This window comes from Legionella drozanskii LLAP-1 (assembly GCF_001467585.1).
GTDB lineage: Bacteria > Pseudomonadota > Gammaproteobacteria > Legionellales > Legionellaceae > Tatlockia > Tatlockia drozanskii.
The window spans coordinates 584,583-603,331 of record NZ_LNXY01000027.1 but is presented as its reverse complement, the minus strand read 5'-3'; the positions used below and the strand labels follow the sequence as shown (position 1 = coordinate 603,331).

The window sequence follows — 18,749 nt, the reverse complement described above, 5'->3', positions numbered from 1 at the left end:
TTCTTGCCTCTTCATTATTGTCTTCTTTTTCGGTTTTTTCGTACATTAGGTTCTATGGTATCCAGCAGGGGTTTCATTGTATTTTTATTATTCATAAAAATCAAATTAAAAACACCCAAGCGCAAAGAGCTCTAGCTGCTGTCAGTATCTATAGATTGCAGGCTAAATAAATTAATGCGTCTGCATTTCTCCTAAATGGAAAGGGTACTGATAACGGCAGCGCTTAAACGAATGGTAAACATACTGCGGATCCTCCGAATAGCTATAATGGGTCGCATCATAAGCGCAACAGGGAATAGAGCTCATAAAACAACCGCGTTTGGCATTCCAAACAAAGCCAGTCGAACTTGTGGCAAGTGTTCTGCCATCAAAACAAACATAACGAGGACGGTCCGGTTTATTACCAATAATGCAACCTTGTGCAAACAAAAGGCTTGGAAAAAGGAAAAGTATAAGAGAGAAAATTCTGTTCATGCCACGACCCTGTAGCTCTGGTATACTATACAAATTATACGAACTTTTTTTCATTTCAAGACTTTTCTACAAAAACCTTAAGGTAGAGTTAAGAAATAAAGATTAAAATTAATTAATATAATTGCTATTTGTAAATCCGGAGTAAGCTCATGCCAAAAAATCAAGAATTTATTGACGCATTAAAAGACCCTCAATTGGCAAACCGACCAAATTCTATTTCTGCATTAAATGCGATATTAGAATCCATTGCTAGTAATGACGATGGTGCTTTTAGAGCCGCCATCCTTAGCCACCCTGCAGTTTGGAATGGCTTAGGAACAACAGCTCCATTTAGAGTAAGTTCAGCTGATCTCAATGATGCGCAGTTTTTGGACAGGGCTGTATCTGATTTTGCTCTGATGCAACGTTATGCAGCTGGATTGCGTGTACTTTACACTCTTAAAGAAGCTAGCGAAGCGCAGCTTGAAGCGATCATAGCAGCCAATTCTCATACTGAAACACGCAAAAAACTTTTCGGAGACGATGGAGTAAGTATTTTCGGGCAACCTCAGGTAACAATCCAACCTGCGAGCACAGGTGCGGGCAAATGGGACCCAGCAACTGAAGCAGTAATTACCAATCCTTGGGTTGACCACATTAAAGTAGTAGCGCGGCGTCAATTATTAATTAAAAAAATTGTGGGTTATCGTGATACTAACTATCTAAGGGAGCTACTTGTTAGTAAAAACGATAAGGATTTCCGAAATGCAGCAAGAGCAGTTTGTGAGATTGCGTCAGGAGGAGCTCATTTCACCGATAATATGTCCCATGCTGATCTTAAAGGGGCGATAACCCATGCCGCAGCTAAAAGAAGAGTTTCTCTAGTGATTGATGCGTCGTCGGATGAGCAAGTAACGAGCGCATTGGTCAAAAATATTCTCTTTAGGGCATCTGACTTTAAGGGTAGTATAGGAATAGATGGGGCTAGAGATCTAGCAGATAGCGATGTCGATGAGCTCAGAGGCCAGTTAGGTACTCGCTATTTAATTGCAACCTACTCTAGCTTACCCGCCAGAGATATTAAAGGCTTAGAAGCGATTGCTAGTTCTGTGAATACTGCAGCGCTCCTAAATACGATTAAAGGACTGCCAGAAAATGGTCCATATCTAGTCCATGCAGTAACGGATGCTACCTTTGCGAGTATCCGTCAGGCCGCTGCCAGTCGAGCGCTAAAAATAAGAATAGATACCTGCGAAGACGAGGCTGCTCTTAATGCATTAATAGCTGTAAAAGACAACAAAGAGCTACAACAAAAACTAGAGACTGAAGAGGCTTTTGGTTTTTCAGGAGTGATAGGAAAACCATTCCGTGAAGCTTTTACCGATCCTCATGTAGAAGATATCGTCGCACTAGCCCATATTCGTAAGAATATAACCTTTTTGCCAACAACCGATGAAAAGAATGATCGTTTAGATGTGCTGAAGCTGCTTGTATCTAATCCTAGTCATTTTGCTGCTAATTACCTAAATCATCTTGCAATCAACCAGCCTAAAGAGGTGCAAGATAAGATAAAAGCTTATTTTGATGCAGATGTTGAAAATAGCTACAAAACCTGCGCTCAAGCTTTGCTTACTTACCTAGAGCAAAAACTTCCAGATTTAACTACTACTGACTTAGATAATTTGATTCATGCCAGTGATGTTGCAAGTGTAATTACTCCAGTTAATAAATTATTAGGATTATCTCCGGGAGATAGAGGGTTAACAGCCTTAATTAAAAATTACGATAGAAACATAGGAAAGCAAATTCGTGCTTATGCTGCTGCCGAGTCAGAAATAAGACGGGCAAAACAACCAATCGATTTGCGGAACTGGGCGACTGGTAATAAAAATCAAACTGACTTATTAGATAAGATTAATAATCCTAATAGTAGTGTACATCTCGATGCCCTAATTACAACTCCTGACTTTCCCGCTAAGCAACAACAAAGAGTTCAGACAAGTTTAGTCGAATCTTTAATCCGCAATTTACCTTCTGAAAAAATTCCTGCAGTAGCTACACCAGCTTCACCCAATGTATTAGAAATCTTAGCCAACGCAGCGGATATCGATCAGTTTAAAGCAGCACTTACCACGCTCCAGGTCACTGATCATAGCTGGGTAAACGCTAAAACAATGGAGCAGATGCAAAAAGCAGCTTGCACTCAGCTTGTTAAACTAGATCTGAACCGGCGTTTGTCGTTTTTTGGTTCTCTACATCCAAGATTAATCAATTTAGTAGATAGCCTGCCCTTAGATAAACAACGTGCTTTACTCGCAAACCCTAAAGCAGTGGTTGCTTTAAGCGAAGCGAAAGAAGATAAAGAAGTTTATCGCATATTGGATGGAAAATTTGTTGATGCTCTCATAGTTTCTGCATTGGTTGCAGAAAATAAATATTTAACTGCTATGTCTAGCATTCCAAATAGTGCACTGGCGAATGTATTAGTAACGATACAACCCTCTTTAAATAAAGATCAAATCGATCAAGTAACTGGCTATGTTTTAAGTCTTAATCAAACTAATTTTGATTACGGTGTTGAATATGATACTAGAGTTAAACATATTATTTACAACATAATGGGTTTGACTAAACCAGCTGATAGGGTAACTATTAATACGATAAAGGGTGCCTTTAACGCTAATCAAATTCAGCAGAGTATTAAGAATCAACACACCTATAATCAACATGTATTAGCAGCATATAATGCCCGACCAGCTCCAAATGCAAAATATAAAGCAATCTATGCGATGATAGCTGCCTTAGGCAAAACTGCTCAACTATCAAATGCGCCAGCGCCGGGAGAGGTAGCAGAGCTTCGCACAGCTTTAGCTGCTGAGACTTACAGAGAGTTTCTTGAGAAGATTAATAAGAAACCTGCACCTTCTTACTTAGCGAAATTTGACCCCTCTCTAGATAAACAAATCACGCCAAAACGTTTTGCCGAAATGAAAATTGCGGGAAGAAAGCAAGCTCTACTGGACAGTAATTCGTATGTAGCAGAGCTTACTGTCCTGGATAGAAGGCTCACAACTCAAACAGAACAATTTACTAACACAAAATTAAGTTCTCTCTCGCCGCTAAAGCGACTTGCTACCGCTAAACCCTTGTATTGGCTTAATCCGGCGTTTCAAGCTGCCTCAAAAGAAAATGCAAAAAAAATGGGCAGCCAACTTCGCGAGGTATCAACAACTTGCGATACCATGATAACCCATCTGCGAGACCAATTTAACCAAGCTCAGCAAGAATTAGATAGTTTGCCTTCTAATAAGGATATTGATGATATTCGTCCTCGTCTCTCAATCCAAGATAAAGAGGAAATGCAGGAAGCAATGACTGACAGAAGAACAAAAATAACCAAGCTACAAGCTCAAATTAAGAAAGAACTAGACGAATACGAAAAATTACAGATTTTATTTAGGGGAGAACCCACTGCTCCGGATAATGCTCCTCTTGTTATCAGACAAGGAATTTTAAAAACCCTTAAGCAGGCGGAAGAAGGCAAAACAGATATTCGTATAAAGGGTTCTAAAAGTTATGCGAAGGATTATCCAAATTCTGATCGGGCAAGGCATTTTACTGCGACCTGGAAAAGTGAAGGTAAACCCTCTGATGATGATAAAAATCTTAAGCTAATATCAGCGGTGTCTCCAGATTGTTTTGATCTTGTGGGCATGGTTGAGCCAGGTCACTTTCGCGAATATACCGTGATTTATGAAAAAGTAGATAAAAATACTGGAGCTGTCACAGGTGAAGAAAAAAGTTCCTACATAGAAGAACGTAGAGCGGGTGATTTAAGCCCCATAGTTGACAGTAAAGGGGTTACCCAATATCAGTCAGCAATGACGCTGACGGCTAATAAGTTTCCTCAAGACACGGGAGCTCAAGTTCATCAGGTGATGGACATGGCAACTCGAATGATTGCTGCACGTGGCAAACCACCGACCCCCGATGATCCTATTCTTTTAAAAGGTTCACTTGAACAAGTGAAATTTGCATGGACGGCGTTAATGGTAATCGGAAGAAATGATCCCAATATGAGATTTGATGAAAAATCAATCATTATAGATAATGCACAGTTTAATCCAGAAAAAGAGTTTGGAAGCGTATACGGGTTTGCAAAGGGATCTGCTTATGAAAACTATTTTAAAGATCATCCTAGCGTCACTGTACTCCTTAAAAACATAAAGAAAGTTGATGAGTTAAAAGTAGATAAAAAATCTAAGCAAACGACTGAGAAAGATACAACTCATTTGACGAGGTTTTATAAAGGAAAGCGAGAAGAAATTGAAAGTGTAGAAAAAAAGAATAAAGAGAGTGATGATACTATCAGGCCAGCCCCGCCTGTTTAAAAGTGGAAAATGGATTTTTAAACGATTAAGAAGAATAAAATGAATAAAAATAATTTGCCTATAGGTGTATTTGATTCAGGGATGGGTGGTTTGACTGTACTGCGTGCCTTAAAGACCACCCTTGTAAAAGAGTCCTTCATTTATTTGGGCGACACCGCGCGGCTGCCCTATGGAACTAAAAGTCCTAATACCATCCAGCAATACGCGATTCAGATGGCACGCGTTCTCGTGGAAAGACAAATCAAAGCCCTGGTAATTGCTTGTAATACAGCAACCACTGCTGCGTTGCCGCATTTGCAAGCCATGCTCCCTGATATGCCAGTGATAGGTGTGGTGACTCCAGGAGCCTCAGCGGTCGTTGCTGCCACTAAAAATCATCGCATCGTCGTATTAGCCACTGAAACCACGATTGCTTCGAATGCGTATCAGAGCTTAATTACAGCCCATTTACCGCAGGCGACGATTAATGCGCGTGCTTGTAGCCTTCTAGTGGCCTTGGCAGAAGAAGGGATGATTGGGAATGCTATCGCGCGAGAAACTTTAAAACATTACCTAGCCGATTTTGGCAGTGAAGATACCCTGCTTTTAGGCTGTACGCACTTCCCAGTTTTCAAACCATTACTCACCACGCTTTTGCCAGAAGGGGTTACCATCGTCGATTCTGCTGAAGCCACAGCCAAAGCACTACAGAAGGTGCTTGGAGAGGCTAATTTGTTTAACCAAGAGCAACCTTCGGGCAAGCGAATCAATTATTTAGTGACTGACTCGGTAAAACGCTTCCAAGCCGTGGGCGAAATCTTTTTAGGTGAACCCTTGCAGATTCATCAGATCGAACTAGTGGACGCCCAAAGCCCTTCTTAAAGACAAGCTATGAATATAGGTTGGCCAAGCCCTAGAAGATCTTTACTTTTTTTTTTGGATAATATTTCGAGCCAAATCCAGTGTTTTACTGAACCGTTCAGCCTGAGGAGGAGCGCCAGCGACGTCTCGAAGGCCTGTCCTGAGGCAACCTCGAAGGGGCTTTGCACCAAGGCTTCGAGACAGCGCTACGCGCACCCGAGCATCCTGAGGCTCTCGAAGGACTCAGCCGAACGGATCGAGCTACTGATTGGAGCAACACCTATTTTTGTTCAAAAAAAGTGAAGATACCTCAGGGCCAAGCCCTAGCCGTCAGGCTAAGGTGATTTCCCTCTCCCCAACCCTCACAGCCATTAGCCAACATGCCTACGTCATCCCGAGCACAACGAGGAATCTCCTTCATGGAGCACTGTTCCTAAATCAGAAGATCCCTCGCTGTACCTTTCCAATTAGCCCTGAGATATGGAATTTATATGTTTCTAATCCGTTCGTGCTGAGGAGGCGCATTAGCGCCGTCTCGAAGCATAATGTTTTAATGTACTCCAATCTTGAGAAATAAGCGCTTCTTTTTTTCTACGACTCCATCCTTTAATTCGTAGCTCGTCTGCAAGAGCTTCTTCCCTTGTATTAAAGGATTGAGAATACATTAATCGGATAGGTAAGCGAGTACTTGTGTAACCATTTGGAATATCTTATTTTGATGTTGATGAAGACGATGTTCAAGATTATCAGTATGACCTGACCTGTATAATAGCTACGATCATTACATTGAAGAATGTATACACAAAACACGCTGAACTCCTTTGTAGTGTTGGACTATAATGCTTCGAAACGGCGCTAATGCGCCTCTTCAGCACGAACGGATTAGAAACATATCAATTCCATTTGGCAACAAATACTTAGGGTCAATTGGAAGCGTTATGCTCCGGATGACGTGGCTCAACTATTGAAGCAACTCCTTCTCCTTCCCAAGTTTTTTATGCTCAATTTGCTTTTCACGCGCCGATTGATAACGAGCCTCCATTTCCACATCGATATAACGATCGGTTGTTATGCTAGAACCATGACCAGCATCATCACGCACATGCTCGCGGGGGCGGATTTTTACATCTTCTGAAATACCGGTGTGCCTTAACCAATGCACAGTAGCAGAGGCTAAACTATCGGCAGCTTCCGTCTGACCCTTTAGACGTAATTCTTCTGCCGCTAAATCAAAACAAAGTTGAACTAGTCGTCTAATGGGGGCGGTATCACTCATTGGCCCCGTCCCTTTAATTTTTGGAATGAGCGGGGAGTTTTCTGAAGGAGAGGGTAGCGGGGTTAAACCTAAAAAACTTCGCCAACGCATCAGACTTTCCAACATGGCGTCACTGACAGCAACCTGACGTTCCTTATTGCCTTTGCCCACGGTTGTAAACCACCAATAACCATTACTGTCTTTTGCAAAGTCATTCATGGTAGGAATCCATCGTTCACTGGCAGCAAGCTCAGAGATACGCAAGTACATTCCAAAAAGCATGCTCAGAATAAAACGAGTCCGCTCATGCTTTTCAGGATTTTCTTCAGCCAATCTCTCGCCTGCACTTAAAACCGCATCCCATTGCAGCATACTAAGGCGTCGAATAGGCGCATTTTGCTGCCGTTTACGAATAAATTTGCTTTTTTGACGGATCAAAGCGACTGGATTTGATACCAGATATTCTTCTGCAATTAAGAAATTAAATAAGGTACTTAAAATTGCAAAAATTTCCTGAACTGCACCCTGAGATAAATTAAATTCCTCAATCGATGCGGTGCTGCCCTGTTTTCTCGCTGCTTTTTTTACCGTAACAACAAAAGGTCGCCATTCTAAATTAGGTACTCGTTTTCCTTCTTTCTCGATAAACCGCGGGACCTTTTTTAAACTAATCCAACTTTCGGGCGGGTTTTGGCAAAAGCGAACGAATTGCTCGATATCTTCACGTTTAAGGGCAGTTAGCGCCATTTTTTTTATATGCCAACACCATTGTAAAAGGCGTTCTGTCTCGCGCCGATAACTATTAAACGTACCCAAGCTACCGGTGTAGCTTTTAAGAAAGTTGAGGCAATAATAAAAATCCTTGTGAAAAATAGGATTGGGTAAGAGGACATTGTCCAGATTTTTATGCAGATTATCTAGACTATCAAACAAAGGTAAAAGTTGTATTTTCATGTAAAACTTGGTGATAGAGAATAGACTAATGCTAGCTTATTCTGACTTCAAGCAGCAAACTTAAAATTTATCGAAATAAATTATTGACCTCAAGTACAGCTCCGAGTATTATTTGCGCTCTGTCCTTGGGGACGGGTTTAAAAACGGGGTGTAGCGCAGCCTGGTAGCGCGCCTGCTTTGGGAGCAGGATGTCGGGAGTTCGAATCTCTCCACCCCGACCAAATTTTTTTGCGCCCGTAGCTCATCTGGATAGAGCATCGGCCTTCTAAGCCGAGGGTAGCAGGTTCGAATCCTGCCGGGCGTGCCAGCCTTAGAGCAAGATTCTCTTAAGATAAAAATGGTGAGCGTAGCTCAGTTGGTAGAGCCCCGGGTTGTGATCCCGGTTGTCGTGGGTTCGAGTCCCATCGTTCACCCCAGACTTCGAAATGTTTATGCTAAAGATTTATTCTGAGTCTTTACAAGATAGACTTACTGTTTGATAATTCCACCCTAATTTGCGAAAGTGGCGGAACTGGTAGACGCGCTGGATTTAGGTTCCAGTGGGGTAACCCGTGAGAGTTCGAGTCTCTCCTTTCGCACCATTTCATGACATTATCCGAGAGGTGACTAGATGCAAGTTTCTGTTGAGACCTTGAAAGGTTTGGAACGTAAAGTAACAGTTTCGGTACCCACCGAAAAAGTCGAGGAAGAAGTGAGCCTTCGTCTCCATAATCTTGCTCGTAAAGTAAAAATGGATGGGTTTCGTCCTGGTAAAGTACCGTTTCACCTGGTGAAGAGCCGATTTTCCGATAATGTGCGCGAGGAAGTTGCCAGAGAAATGGTGCAATCGACCTTGTTCGAAGCATTGCAACAGAATGAACTAGTGCCTGCTGGTTCGCCGGCAGTTGAGCCTGAGCAAATTGAATCAGGGAAAGATTTCAAATACACCGCTATTTTCGAGATATTCCCAGAAGTGAGCATCACTGAGTTAAATAAGGACGAAATTGAAGTAATCCATGCTGAGCTCAAAGACAGTGATGTAGACCAAATGATAGAAAAATTGCGCGAGCAGAACAAAGAATGGCAAGAAGTTTCACGCGCTGCCGCAAAAGATGACAAAGTTATTATTGATTTCGAAGGATTCATTAACGATAAAGCCTTTGAAGGCGGTAAAGCTGAAGGCTACGAAATCGTTATCGGTTCAGGTGCAATGATTCCAGGTTTCGAAGATGGTTTAATTGACGGTAAAAAAAATAAAACCTTCGATATCAAAGTCACTTTCCCAGAAAACTATAATCATCAAGAATTGGCTGGCAAAGAAGCTACTTTTAAAATTACTATCCATCAAGTGTTGGAAGGAAAGTTACCTCCATTAGATGATGCTTTTGCTGAGAAATTTAATATTAAAGAAGGCGGTATGGATGCGCTGAAAAAAGATATTAAAGAAAATATGATTCGTGAGCTTGAGCGTCGCGTGAGTGCAATGAATCGTGAGCGCATTTTTGATAAATTGCTTACGGTTAATCAATTCGACTTGCCCAATGCACTAATTGATAAAGAAATCGAACATCTGAAGCATGATATGTATCACCGTCTCTTCGGTCATGAGCATTCAGACAATGAGCAAATTCCAGATTTCCCTCGTTCATTATTCGAAGAGCAGGCAAAACGTCGCGTTCATTTAGGTTTACTGTTCTCAGAATATGTCAAAAAACATGAACTTGTTGCTGATAAGGAAAGAGTTGATGCGATGATTGAAAAGTTCGCAAGTGCATACGAAAATCCTGATGAGCTGCGTGCATGGTACCAAGGAAGCAAAGAACGTTTGGCAGAAATTGAAGCGTTAGTGATGGAAGAAGTCGTTGCCGAAAAAATGAGTGAAAATGCTAAACTTGTTAAAAAAGCAATGAATTATGATGCTGTAATGAATCCTACTAAAGAAAATGAAGCTGCCGCCAAGGAAACTAAAGGAGAATAAATAGATGGGTTATTCAGAAAACTTGATTAGAAGTGCCAGTGGCTTAGTACCTATGGTTATTGAGCAAACCTCAAGAGGTGAGCGCTCCTATGATATTTATTCAAGGCTTTTGAAAGAACGTATTATTTTTCTTTTAGGAGAAGTTGAAGATCATATGGCGAATTTGGTTGTCGCTCAGCTATTGTTTTTAGAGTCAGAAAACCCTGAGAAAGATATTTCTCTGTATATTAATTCACCAGGTGGTGTGGTTACTGCTGGGCTTGCAATCTATGACACAATGCAATTTATTAAGCCTGATGTCAGTACTCTCTGTATTGGTCAGGCAGCAAGTGCTGCCGCCTTATTGCTTTGTGCTGGTGCTGATGGTAAACGTTTTTGTTTACCAAATTCTCGTGTAATGATTCACCAACCTTTAGGTGGCTACCGAGGACAGGCGACTGATATTGAAATTCATGCCCGCGAAACTTTAGCTGTTCGTGAACGTTTGAATAGCATTATGGCTAAACATACTAAAAAAACGTCCGATCAAATTATGCGAGATACTGAGCGCGATAACTTTATGAGTGCAACTCAGGCTTGTGAATATGGTTTAATCGATAAGGTACTCTACGATCGCGAAGCGATAGCTACAGTTGAATAGTCTATAATAAGCTTGCCAATTTGTTATAGTTGTTAACAAATTGGCAATTTTACTGGCGTTATTATTTCAATTGTCTAAAATTTTACTAGAGTATCTAGTTTGGGCTAGATAGCAGTAAGAAAGGGGTTTGTAGATGAGTAAAACCGGTAACGGCAATGGCGAAAAAGTTTTATATTGTTCATTTTGTGGAAAGAGTCAGCATGAAGTAAAGAAACTGATTGCCGGCCCTTCCGTTTTTGTTTGTGACGAATGTGTTGAGCTTTGCAATGACATTATCCGTGAAGAGACTCAGGAAACACCTGAAGAAGCTGAAACCCATTTGCCAACACCTAAAGAAATTTCCAATTTTCTTGACGAGTACGTTATTGGTCAACCTCATGCTAAAAAAGTATTGTCGGTTGCTGTCTATAACCATTACAAACGATTACATCACAAAACAGAAGATGGTATCGAATTAGGTAAGAGTAATATTCTTCTTATTGGTCCAACAGGTAGTGGTAAAACCCTGCTGGCTCAAACTTTAGCTCGATTACTCAATGTTCCATTTACCATGGCTGATGCAACAACCTTAACGGAAGCAGGCTATGTAGGTGAAGATGTTGAAAATATCATTCAAAAGCTATTGCAAAAATGCGATTACGATGTCGATAAAGCCCAACAGGGTATTGTATATATCGACGAAATCGATAAGATTTCGCGTAAATCAGATAATCCTTCAATTACTCGTGATGTTTCAGGTGAGGGAGTGCAACAAGCCTTACTGAAGTTAATCGAAGGGACTATTGCATCAGTACCTCCACAAGGCGGACGTAAGCATCCACAACAAGAGTTTTTACAAGTTGATACCTCAAATATTTTATTCATTTGTGGCGGCGCTTTTGCTGGACTTGATAAAGTGATTCGTGAGCGAAGTGACAAATCAGGTATCGGTTTTTCTGCTCAATTGAAAAACCAAAAAAGTTCTAAAGACTTGGAAAAAATCTTAGACCAACTGGAATCTGAAGATTTAGTGAAATATGGTTTGATCCCCGAGTTTGTAGGACGATTACCTGTAGTGACAACACTACATGAATTAAATGAAGAAGCATTAGTAGACATCCTCACTCGTCCTAAAAATGCACTTACTAAGCAATTTCATGCTCTATTTAAGATGGAAAATGTGGAGCTTGAATTCCGCGATGAAGCACTTCTCATAATTGCTAAGAAGGCCTTAGAGAGGAAAATAGGTGCTCGAGGTTTACGTGCCATCCTTGAAAATATACTTTTAGACACCATGTATGAATTACCTTCTCTTGAAAGGGTTAAGAAAGTGGTGATTGATGAAAGTGTCATCAATAATACTGGAAAGCCTATCCTTATCTATGAAGGTGAGGAAAGCAAACAATCTGCTGCAGGTGGAAGGGAATAAGAAGTCGTGTAGCAGCGTGTTGCCGTTCTATTATCGGTTGGTTACATTTAACTGTTGTAGAGTTGGTTTAAAGTTTCTGTTTACTCTCCAAGTGAGAGTAAACAATTCAACTCAAAGGCTGTGCTGTTTCTCATAAGATTGTCGTTTGAATAAGGGCTCATTATGTCTAGCGAAAGCGAAAATGAAATCATGCCGTCTAAAAATGAAGTAATGTCACCTTTACCTGTATTACCTCTCAGGGATGTTGTAGTTTACCCGCATATGGTCATTCCTTTATTTGTAGGGCGCGAAAAATCCATTAAAGCATTAGAAGCTGCTATGGTGGATAACAAGCAAATTTTCTTAGTTGCACAACGAAAATCCTCTAATGACGATCCGAGTCCCGAAGATGTTTATAACATAGGAACCGTTTCCAGTGTTTTGCAGTTGCTGAAACTTCCTGATGGCACCGTGAAAGTTCTTGTAGAAGGGGAACAACGTGCCAAAGTTATTCAATACACCCAGGAAAATGGGTTCTTGGAAGCTCACTTAGAGCCGATCGATGAGATCAGCGACTCTTTAAAAGAACAGGAAATTGAAATTTTAATGCGCTCTTTGATGTCTCAATTTGAGCAATACATTAAACTTAATAAGAAAATTCCGCCAGAAGTGTTAAGTTCTTTAACAAGCATTGAAGAGCCAGGTCGCCTTGCCGATACAATCGCAGCCCACCTGAGCTTAAAAGTAGATGATAAGCAGGATTTACTAGAAATTGTCGATGTAGGCACACGTTTAGAACGATTAATGGCCGCTATTGAAGGCGAAATCGATCTGTTGCATGTTGAAAAACGGGTCCGTGGACGCGTAAAACGACAGATGGAAAAAAGTCAAAGAGAATACTATCTTAACGAGCAAATGAAAGCGATTCAAAAAGAACTCGGTGAGCTTGGGGAAGAAGGCAATGAATTAGAACAGTTGGAAGCCTCTATAAACAAAGCGGGTATGCCAAAAGAAGCGAAAGAAAAATCGCTAGCGGAACTGCAAAAATTGAAGATGATGTCACCGATGTCAGCTGAAGCAACCGTCATTCGCAATTATTTGGATTGGATGCTCAGTGTGCCATGGAAGAGAAAAAACAAAATTCAATTTGATTTACGTAAGGCTGAAAAATTGCTAGATAAAGAGCATTATGGTCTTGAGAAAGTCAAAGAGCGCATTATTGAATATCTAGCTGTTCAACAGCGTGTAAAACGCTTAAAAGGCCCTATTTTGTGTTTGGTTGGACCACCTGGAGTGGGCAAAACTTCTTTGGGTCAATCGATTGCTAACGCAACTGGAAGAACTTTTATTCGTATCGCTTTAGGGGGCGTAAGGGATGAGGCTGAGATTCGTGGCCATCGACGCACCTATATTGGTTCTATGCCTGGAAAAATTATTCAAAAATTATGTAAAGCCGGGGTAAAAAATCCGCTTATCATGCTTGATGAAGTCGATAAAATGGCGATGGATTTTCGTGGCGACCCTGCTTCTGCCTTGTTGGAAGTTCTTGATCCGGAGCAAAATCATACGTTCAACGATCATTATCTAGAAGTGGATTATGACTTGAGTGATGTAATGTTTATTGCAACGGCAAATTCCTTAGAAATTCCGGCACCACTGCTTGATCGGATGGAAGTTATCCGCTTGGCAGGGTATACAGAAGATGAAAAAATAAATATTGCTGAGAGTTACTTAGTACCCAAACAACTGGTTCTAAATGGGCTTAAACCTGAGGAAATAAGTATTGGAGAAAGTGCGCTTCGCGAGATCGTGCGTCATTACACACGTGAGGCTGGGGTACGTAACCTTGAGCGTGATATAGCTAGTATTTGTAGAAAAGTAGTAAAAGAAATTTTAACAGGAAAACGCGTCAAAAAAGTCTCAGTAACTCGCACTAATATTGAAAAGTATCTTGGTGTAAAAAAATTCCGCTATGGTCTTGCTGAAGAATTTGATCAGGTTGGTCAAGTGACAGGCCTTGCTTGGACAAGTGTAGGAGGGGAATTACTGACTATCGAGGCATCCATGATGCCAGGTAAAGGTAAAACGACTCATACAGGTCAGTTAGGTGAAGTCATGCAGGAATCTATTCAGGCGGCTATGACTGTGGTGAGATCTCGGGCTAAATCGTTTAATTTAGCTGAAGATTTTTACGAAAAGAATGATTTCCATGTCCATGTTCCAGAAGGGGCAACTCCTAAAGATGGGCCTAGCGCTGGTATCGGTATGTGTACCGCACTTGTTTCGGTGGTCACACAAATACCGGTTCGCGCAGATGTCGCAATGACAGGCGAAATCACCTTACGTGGTCAAGTTCTTCCTATTGGTGGTTTAAAAGAGAAACTTCTCGCCGCTCACCGTGGTGGAATCAAACATGTTCTTATTCCTGAGGAAAATCGCAAAGACCTTGAAGAGATTCCAGATAATGTGCTGAAAAAGCTTGTAATTCATCCTGTAAAAACGATTGAAGAGGTTTTAGAGCTCGCTTTACAGCGTAGTCCTATTGGAAATTCTTCCGAATCAGGCTCTTCTAAGATTATTTCGAGCGAAAGTTCTAAAAAAAATAAAAATAAGGATTTACACGCTCATTAATACCGGGTATATTTCACTCCGTTGCCCGCTACTGGCGGGCGATGCAAGGATGTGACTGCTTGACTGAGGTAAATGATTCTGTTTTAATCGCCTCGGCTAAAGGAAGAATAACTGATAGGGGAAATGATGAATAAGAGTGAATTGATTGAAGCAATTGCAAGTGGTTCTGGTCTAACTAAAGCAGACGCTAGCCGAGTTCTCGATACTTTTATGATGACAGTTACTGACGCTTTAAAGAAAGGTGATCAGGTAGTATTGCCAGGTTTCGGTTCTTTCTCCACCGGCAACCGTTCTGCGCGAACAGGTAGAAATCCGCAGACTGGTGCAACGATTGAAATAAAAGCTTCAAGAGTTGCTAAATTTAAAGCTGGTAAGGCTTTGAAAGAAGCTGTACAAGAAAGCTAAAATTTTGGGTGCTTAGCTCAGCTGGGAGAGCATCGCCCTTACAAGGCGAGGGTCGCAGGTTCGATCCCTGCAGCACCCACCAAGAATAGGAGTGGTAGTTCAGTTGGTTAGAATACCGGCCTGTCACGCCGGGGGTCGCGGGTTCGAGCCCCGTCCACTCCGCCAGATTAACGCGCCGAATGGCGCGTTTTTTTTATCAAGCATTTCCTTGCGAATTTACCAAATATGGAATTTCGAACATGTTGCAGAAGCTGAACGAACGCATACAGGGTGTTATAGCCTGGGTAGTTATTATTCTGATTGCTGTTACCTTTACATTATTCGGAGTAGATTACTTCATGCAGTCTCATCAAACCTCGGATATCGAAGTTGATGTGAATGGGCATCCTATAAGCAAACAGGCTTTTGAAAATAACTATCGCCGAGCTCGCCAGCAACGCGATCCTTCGCAATTCACAGCTGCTACTGAAGCAACGCTCAAGAAGCAAGTACTAACTGACATGATTACTAATGAAGTCAGTGTGCAAGCCGCAAGAAAAGCCGGTTTTGAAGTCAGTAGAGATCAAGCGAATGCTGCAATTCTAAATATTCCGCAGTTTCAACAAGATGGTCATTTTTCTCAAGAAAGATATCAACAAGCCTTGACTAACGCGATGTTTACTCATGAATCTTTTCAGAACGAAGTAAAACAGGGCATGTTGCTTAATCAACAACGATTTGCATTCATAGGTAGCTCTTTTGTTCTACCCGCTGAGATTAAACGTTTTGTTAAACTTTATATGCAAACACGGGATTACGATTATTTAGAAATTCCTACCAGCTTGTTTACCCAAAACAGTCAAGTTTCTGACGGCGTAATTAATGATTATTACCAGCATCATCAGAAAGAATTTTTAACTCCTGAAAAGGTTAGTATTGATTTTGTTCTTTTATCCACACAAGAGATGAAAAACAAGGTTCAAGTGAGTCTCGAAGATCTAAAACGCTATTATGATGAGAATCAAAGTAGTTTTCAGACTCCAGCTCAGTGGCAGGTAGCACATATTCTTTTTGCTGTCCCTGAAGATGCTTCAGAAGAAGTACAAAATCAGGTGAAACAAAAAGCAGAAGAAACTTATCAAGCCTTACAAAATAACCCCGCAAAATTCGCGGATTTTGTCAAAGCAAGCTCAGATGATAAATTATCAATCGCCAATGGTGGATTGCTTCCTTGGTTAGTGGCTGGTCAATCAGGGTTTGATAAAACTTTGGCGAATTTAACACAACCAGGACAAATTACTCCGCCGGTCAAATCACCTCATGGGTATGAGCTTTTTAAACTTATAGCTTACAAGCCTGCAACAGTGAAGCCTCTGGAAGAAGTACAAGCCAATATAAAAGAACAATTAGTTTCAGATCTTACTCAGGCACAATATGCCCGAGCTCTAGAACAACTTGGTGATCTGAGCTATCAAAGTCCTGATTCACTAAATCCCGTTGCAGATGCTTTAAAGCTACCAGTTGAACATACCGAAGCTTTTTCGCGTCAGGGTGGCAGTACTGATTTAACCAAAAATAAGCAGATAATTAATGCTGCATTTAGCCATGATGTTTTGGGACTTGGTAATAATAGCGATCCAATACAGCTTGATAATGACTCTGTTCTCGTTTTACGAGTTAATCAACACCTTCCTGCTGCAGAAAAACCATTAGCAGAAGTCAAAGATTTTATTGCTAAAAAATTAGCACTTATAGATGCTGAAAAACAAGCAAAGCAGCTAGGCACTGAATTATTATCAAATAAGGAAAATGGTAATCTGCGAGAGAAATTAATAAAAGACAAGCAATTGCAATGGCACGAAATCGAAAAAGCAACACGCGATACCGATAAAGCCGATGTTGCGATTAACGATTTAGCGTTTAGCTTGCCTCGCACTAATAGTTATAATGGCCGAGGTTTAACTAATGGCAATTATGTGATTGTGCGTTTAAAGAAAATTAATGACGGACAATTGAAATTACTAGATAAAGAACAGCAAGGCAGTATAGCCCAACAGATTGAAGCGAACTATGGTGTTATGGATTATGATTTGTACATTAACCATTTAGTCGCCGCTTCAAAAATTCAGAACCCTTAATTACCAGGGAGATTTAAATGGCGGATAAGTTTACCGACAATTTACTTACTCAATTTCAACTGAGTATGTTAAAAGATTTTCAGAAATTACAGGCGGAAGGGAAATCTATCAATGAGATTTCTAAGTTTATACGTGAAAAATTTGAATTCAATCTAAGATATAATCAAGATAGTTCTTTATACGGTCTACCTGATGGAGAATGGCAAAAAGCGAAAGCAGTACTTGATACCTTTTTAGTCGCTGTATTACCTAAAGAAGAAGCAAGTTCACCACAATTGTTTTTCCCACCAATTATGTTTACTCTTATCCAAATAAAAGAGTTTAAAAGTAATGAGGATTACTGTTATTGTTCTACTCTGGATGCCATTTTCTATTGGTCTTTGCTAGATAGTCTTACTTATCATCATCATTTGCATGGTGTCGGTGCTATCGCTGTCGGCGGGGTTCATGATCATTCTGCTGGTGATGCTCTTAACAATGTTAATGATAAAGATAAAGCTAATTTATGGGCTTTTCTGCTTTTGTTATTACTTTGTACCGTAGCAATTATTTTGACTTTGATTGCCCTTGCTTATCTTTTTGTTGAATTTTTTGACTCTATGGAGCGTTTGTGGCATAACGAAGGTTTATGGCAGGCAATGATATCCATGTTGAGTGCTGTAGCCTTTGGTGCTGCATCAGGCTGGCTGACTGCTGCCTTTCTTGCTGCACCTATAACCGCTTTGGCTGTTGCTGCAGGTGCAAATCCTGTTGGTATGGTGATTTTAGGCGTGATCTGCTTAACATTAATCGGTGCTGGTGCCGGTTGTTTTATTACTAATACCCTACAAACTAAACTCCTTACAATAAGAAATTCTGATGCGCTTGATCCTACAGATTCTCGATTTACTCTTACTAAAGCGGAAGAAGCCAATTTAATTGAGCAGAATCTTGATCCGATAAAAGTAAAATGTGCAATAGCAGCTCTTCGCCAGAAATTAGGTAAGGGGGATATGCCTTACTATATTACTCGCTTATTTAACAGTGATAAGCAAGAGATTTTAGATCAAGTTAGAGACTTGCGGCGTGGTAAATTAGCAAAAATTGAGATAGAAGTTGGTGGTGTTCAAATGAATTTTGATTTGCGACCTTTATCAAAAGAACAATATCAGGCTTCTAATCATGACCATTATAATTCATCAGAAGATACTAGAGAAGAGGATATAGAACCATCAGATGATGTACCTCCTCCCTACTTTGTACCGTACTCTGGACATCATTACTATCCACAACAACCGCAACAGTTCTATTCCCAACAGCAGCATAGCGGTCAGCAGCAGTTTTACCCACAACAGCAGCATGGCGGTCAGCAGCAGTTTTATCCACAACAGCAGCATGATGGTCATCAGCAGTTTTATTCCTCTACTCAGCAGCAAGTTCCCTTCCAGCAGCCTCCATATCCTGGATTTAACCCTTATATTCCTCAAGGATGTTATCCTTATCAACCAGGCGGACAACAACCTATATATCAGAACCCAAACAATTTTGGTTAAAGGGTTATCAAATTAGGCCTTGATAAGCTTTGCTTATTAAGGCTTACAGAGTGAGAATCATGAAAGTCGGTTGCCTTGGGTCAATCTGTTTATTTTTTCATTTATGATGAATTATTGGAGCAAAGCACAACTTACACCTTTGTCGGCTTTTATAGATGAATTGTTTGGTTTAAATCGCTTGGGCTTT

The 18,749-nt window shown here is 40.7% G+C and carries 11 protein-coding genes and 6 tRNA genes; 15 read left to right on the top strand and 2 right to left on the bottom strand.

Going from position 1 to position 18,749, the window contains the following annotated elements; all coding sequences use genetic code 11:
- Positions 1-171: 171 nt before the first annotated feature.
- A complete protein-coding gene (locus Ldro_RS11870; protein ID WP_058496617.1) occupies positions 172-474 on the bottom strand; it encodes a hypothetical protein in 303 nt (100 codons plus the stop codon).
- A 149-nt stretch (positions 475-623) separates the two neighbouring features.
- Here Ldro_RS11870 and Ldro_RS11865 point away from each other — a divergent pair, with 149 nt between their 5' ends.
- Together Ldro_RS11865 and murI are read left to right on the top strand one after the other, a co-directional pair.
- Complete coding sequence (locus Ldro_RS11865; protein ID WP_058496616.1) at positions 624-4,844, top strand: hypothetical protein; 4,221 nt, start codon at positions 624-626, stop codon at positions 4,842-4,844.
- A 39-nt stretch (positions 4,845-4,883) separates the two neighbouring features.
- Positions 4,884-5,705, top strand: a complete 822-nt coding sequence (gene murI, locus Ldro_RS11860) for a glutamate racemase (RefSeq protein WP_058496615.1) — start codon at positions 4,884-4,886, stop codon at positions 5,703-5,705.
- Positions 5,706-6,645: 940 nt separating this feature from the next.
- On the opposite strand, the gene Ldro_RS11855 is transcribed toward murI, so the two are convergent.
- Complete coding sequence (locus tag Ldro_RS11855; RefSeq protein ID WP_058496614.1) at positions 6,646-7,893, bottom strand: tyrosine-type recombinase/integrase; 1,248 nt, start codon at positions 7,891-7,893, stop codon at positions 6,646-6,648.
- Between the two features lie 144 nt (positions 7,894-8,037).
- Here Ldro_RS11855 and Ldro_RS11850 point away from each other — a divergent pair.
- From Ldro_RS11850 to Ldro_RS11790, 13 genes are all read left to right on the top strand, one after another.
- Positions 8,038-8,114 (top strand) — tRNA-Pro (locus tag Ldro_RS11850).
- A 9-nt stretch (positions 8,115-8,123) separates the two neighbouring features.
- Positions 8,124-8,200 (top strand) — tRNA-Arg (locus Ldro_RS11845).
- A gap of 33 nt (positions 8,201-8,233) precedes the next feature.
- Positions 8,234-8,309, top strand: a tRNA-His gene (locus Ldro_RS11840).
- Between the two features lie 80 nt (positions 8,310-8,389).
- A tRNA-Leu gene (locus Ldro_RS11835) sits at positions 8,390-8,474 on the top strand.
- 29 nt (positions 8,475-8,503) lie between these two features.
- Complete coding sequence (tig, locus tag Ldro_RS11830; protein ID WP_058496613.1) at positions 8,504-9,850, top strand: trigger factor; 1,347 nt, start codon at positions 8,504-8,506, stop codon at positions 9,848-9,850.
- Positions 9,851-9,854: 4 nt separating this feature from the next.
- Positions 9,855-10,490 carry an ATP-dependent Clp endopeptidase proteolytic subunit ClpP gene (clpP, locus tag Ldro_RS11825; RefSeq protein WP_058496612.1) on the top strand — a complete coding sequence of 212 codons (636 nt, stop codon included), beginning with the start codon at positions 9,855-9,857 and terminating at the stop codon, positions 10,488-10,490.
- Positions 10,491-10,623: 133 nt separating this feature from the next.
- Positions 10,624-11,898, top strand: a complete 1,275-nt coding sequence (gene clpX / locus Ldro_RS11820) for an ATP-dependent Clp protease ATP-binding subunit ClpX (protein WP_058496611.1) — start codon at positions 10,624-10,626, stop codon at positions 11,896-11,898.
- Between the two features lie 162 nt (positions 11,899-12,060).
- The gene (gene lon, locus Ldro_RS11815) at positions 12,061-14,508 is read left to right on the top strand and encodes an endopeptidase La (protein ID WP_058496610.1); all 2,448 of its coding nucleotides are present in this window, start codon (positions 12,061-12,063) and stop codon (positions 14,506-14,508) included.
- Positions 14,509-14,634: 126 nt separating this feature from the next.
- On the top strand, positions 14,635-14,913 hold the full coding sequence (locus tag Ldro_RS11810) for an HU family DNA-binding protein (RefSeq protein WP_058496609.1): 279 nt from the start codon (positions 14,635-14,637) through the stop codon (positions 14,911-14,913).
- A 6-nt stretch (positions 14,914-14,919) separates the two neighbouring features.
- A tRNA-Val gene (locus tag Ldro_RS11805) sits at positions 14,920-14,995 on the top strand.
- A gap of 6 nt (positions 14,996-15,001) precedes the next feature.
- Positions 15,002-15,078, top strand: a tRNA-Asp gene (locus Ldro_RS11800).
- A 74-nt stretch (positions 15,079-15,152) separates the two neighbouring features.
- Positions 15,153-17,030: a SurA N-terminal domain-containing protein gene (locus Ldro_RS11795; RefSeq protein WP_058496772.1), complete on the top strand. Its 1,878-nt coding sequence runs from the start codon at positions 15,153-15,155 to the stop codon at positions 17,028-17,030.
- 17 nt (positions 17,031-17,047) lie between these two features.
- Entirely contained in the window at positions 17,048-18,562 is a 1,515-nt protein-coding gene (locus Ldro_RS11790) for an aromatic acid exporter family protein (protein ID WP_058496608.1), read from the top strand.
- Positions 18,563-18,749 lie beyond the last annotated feature (187 nt).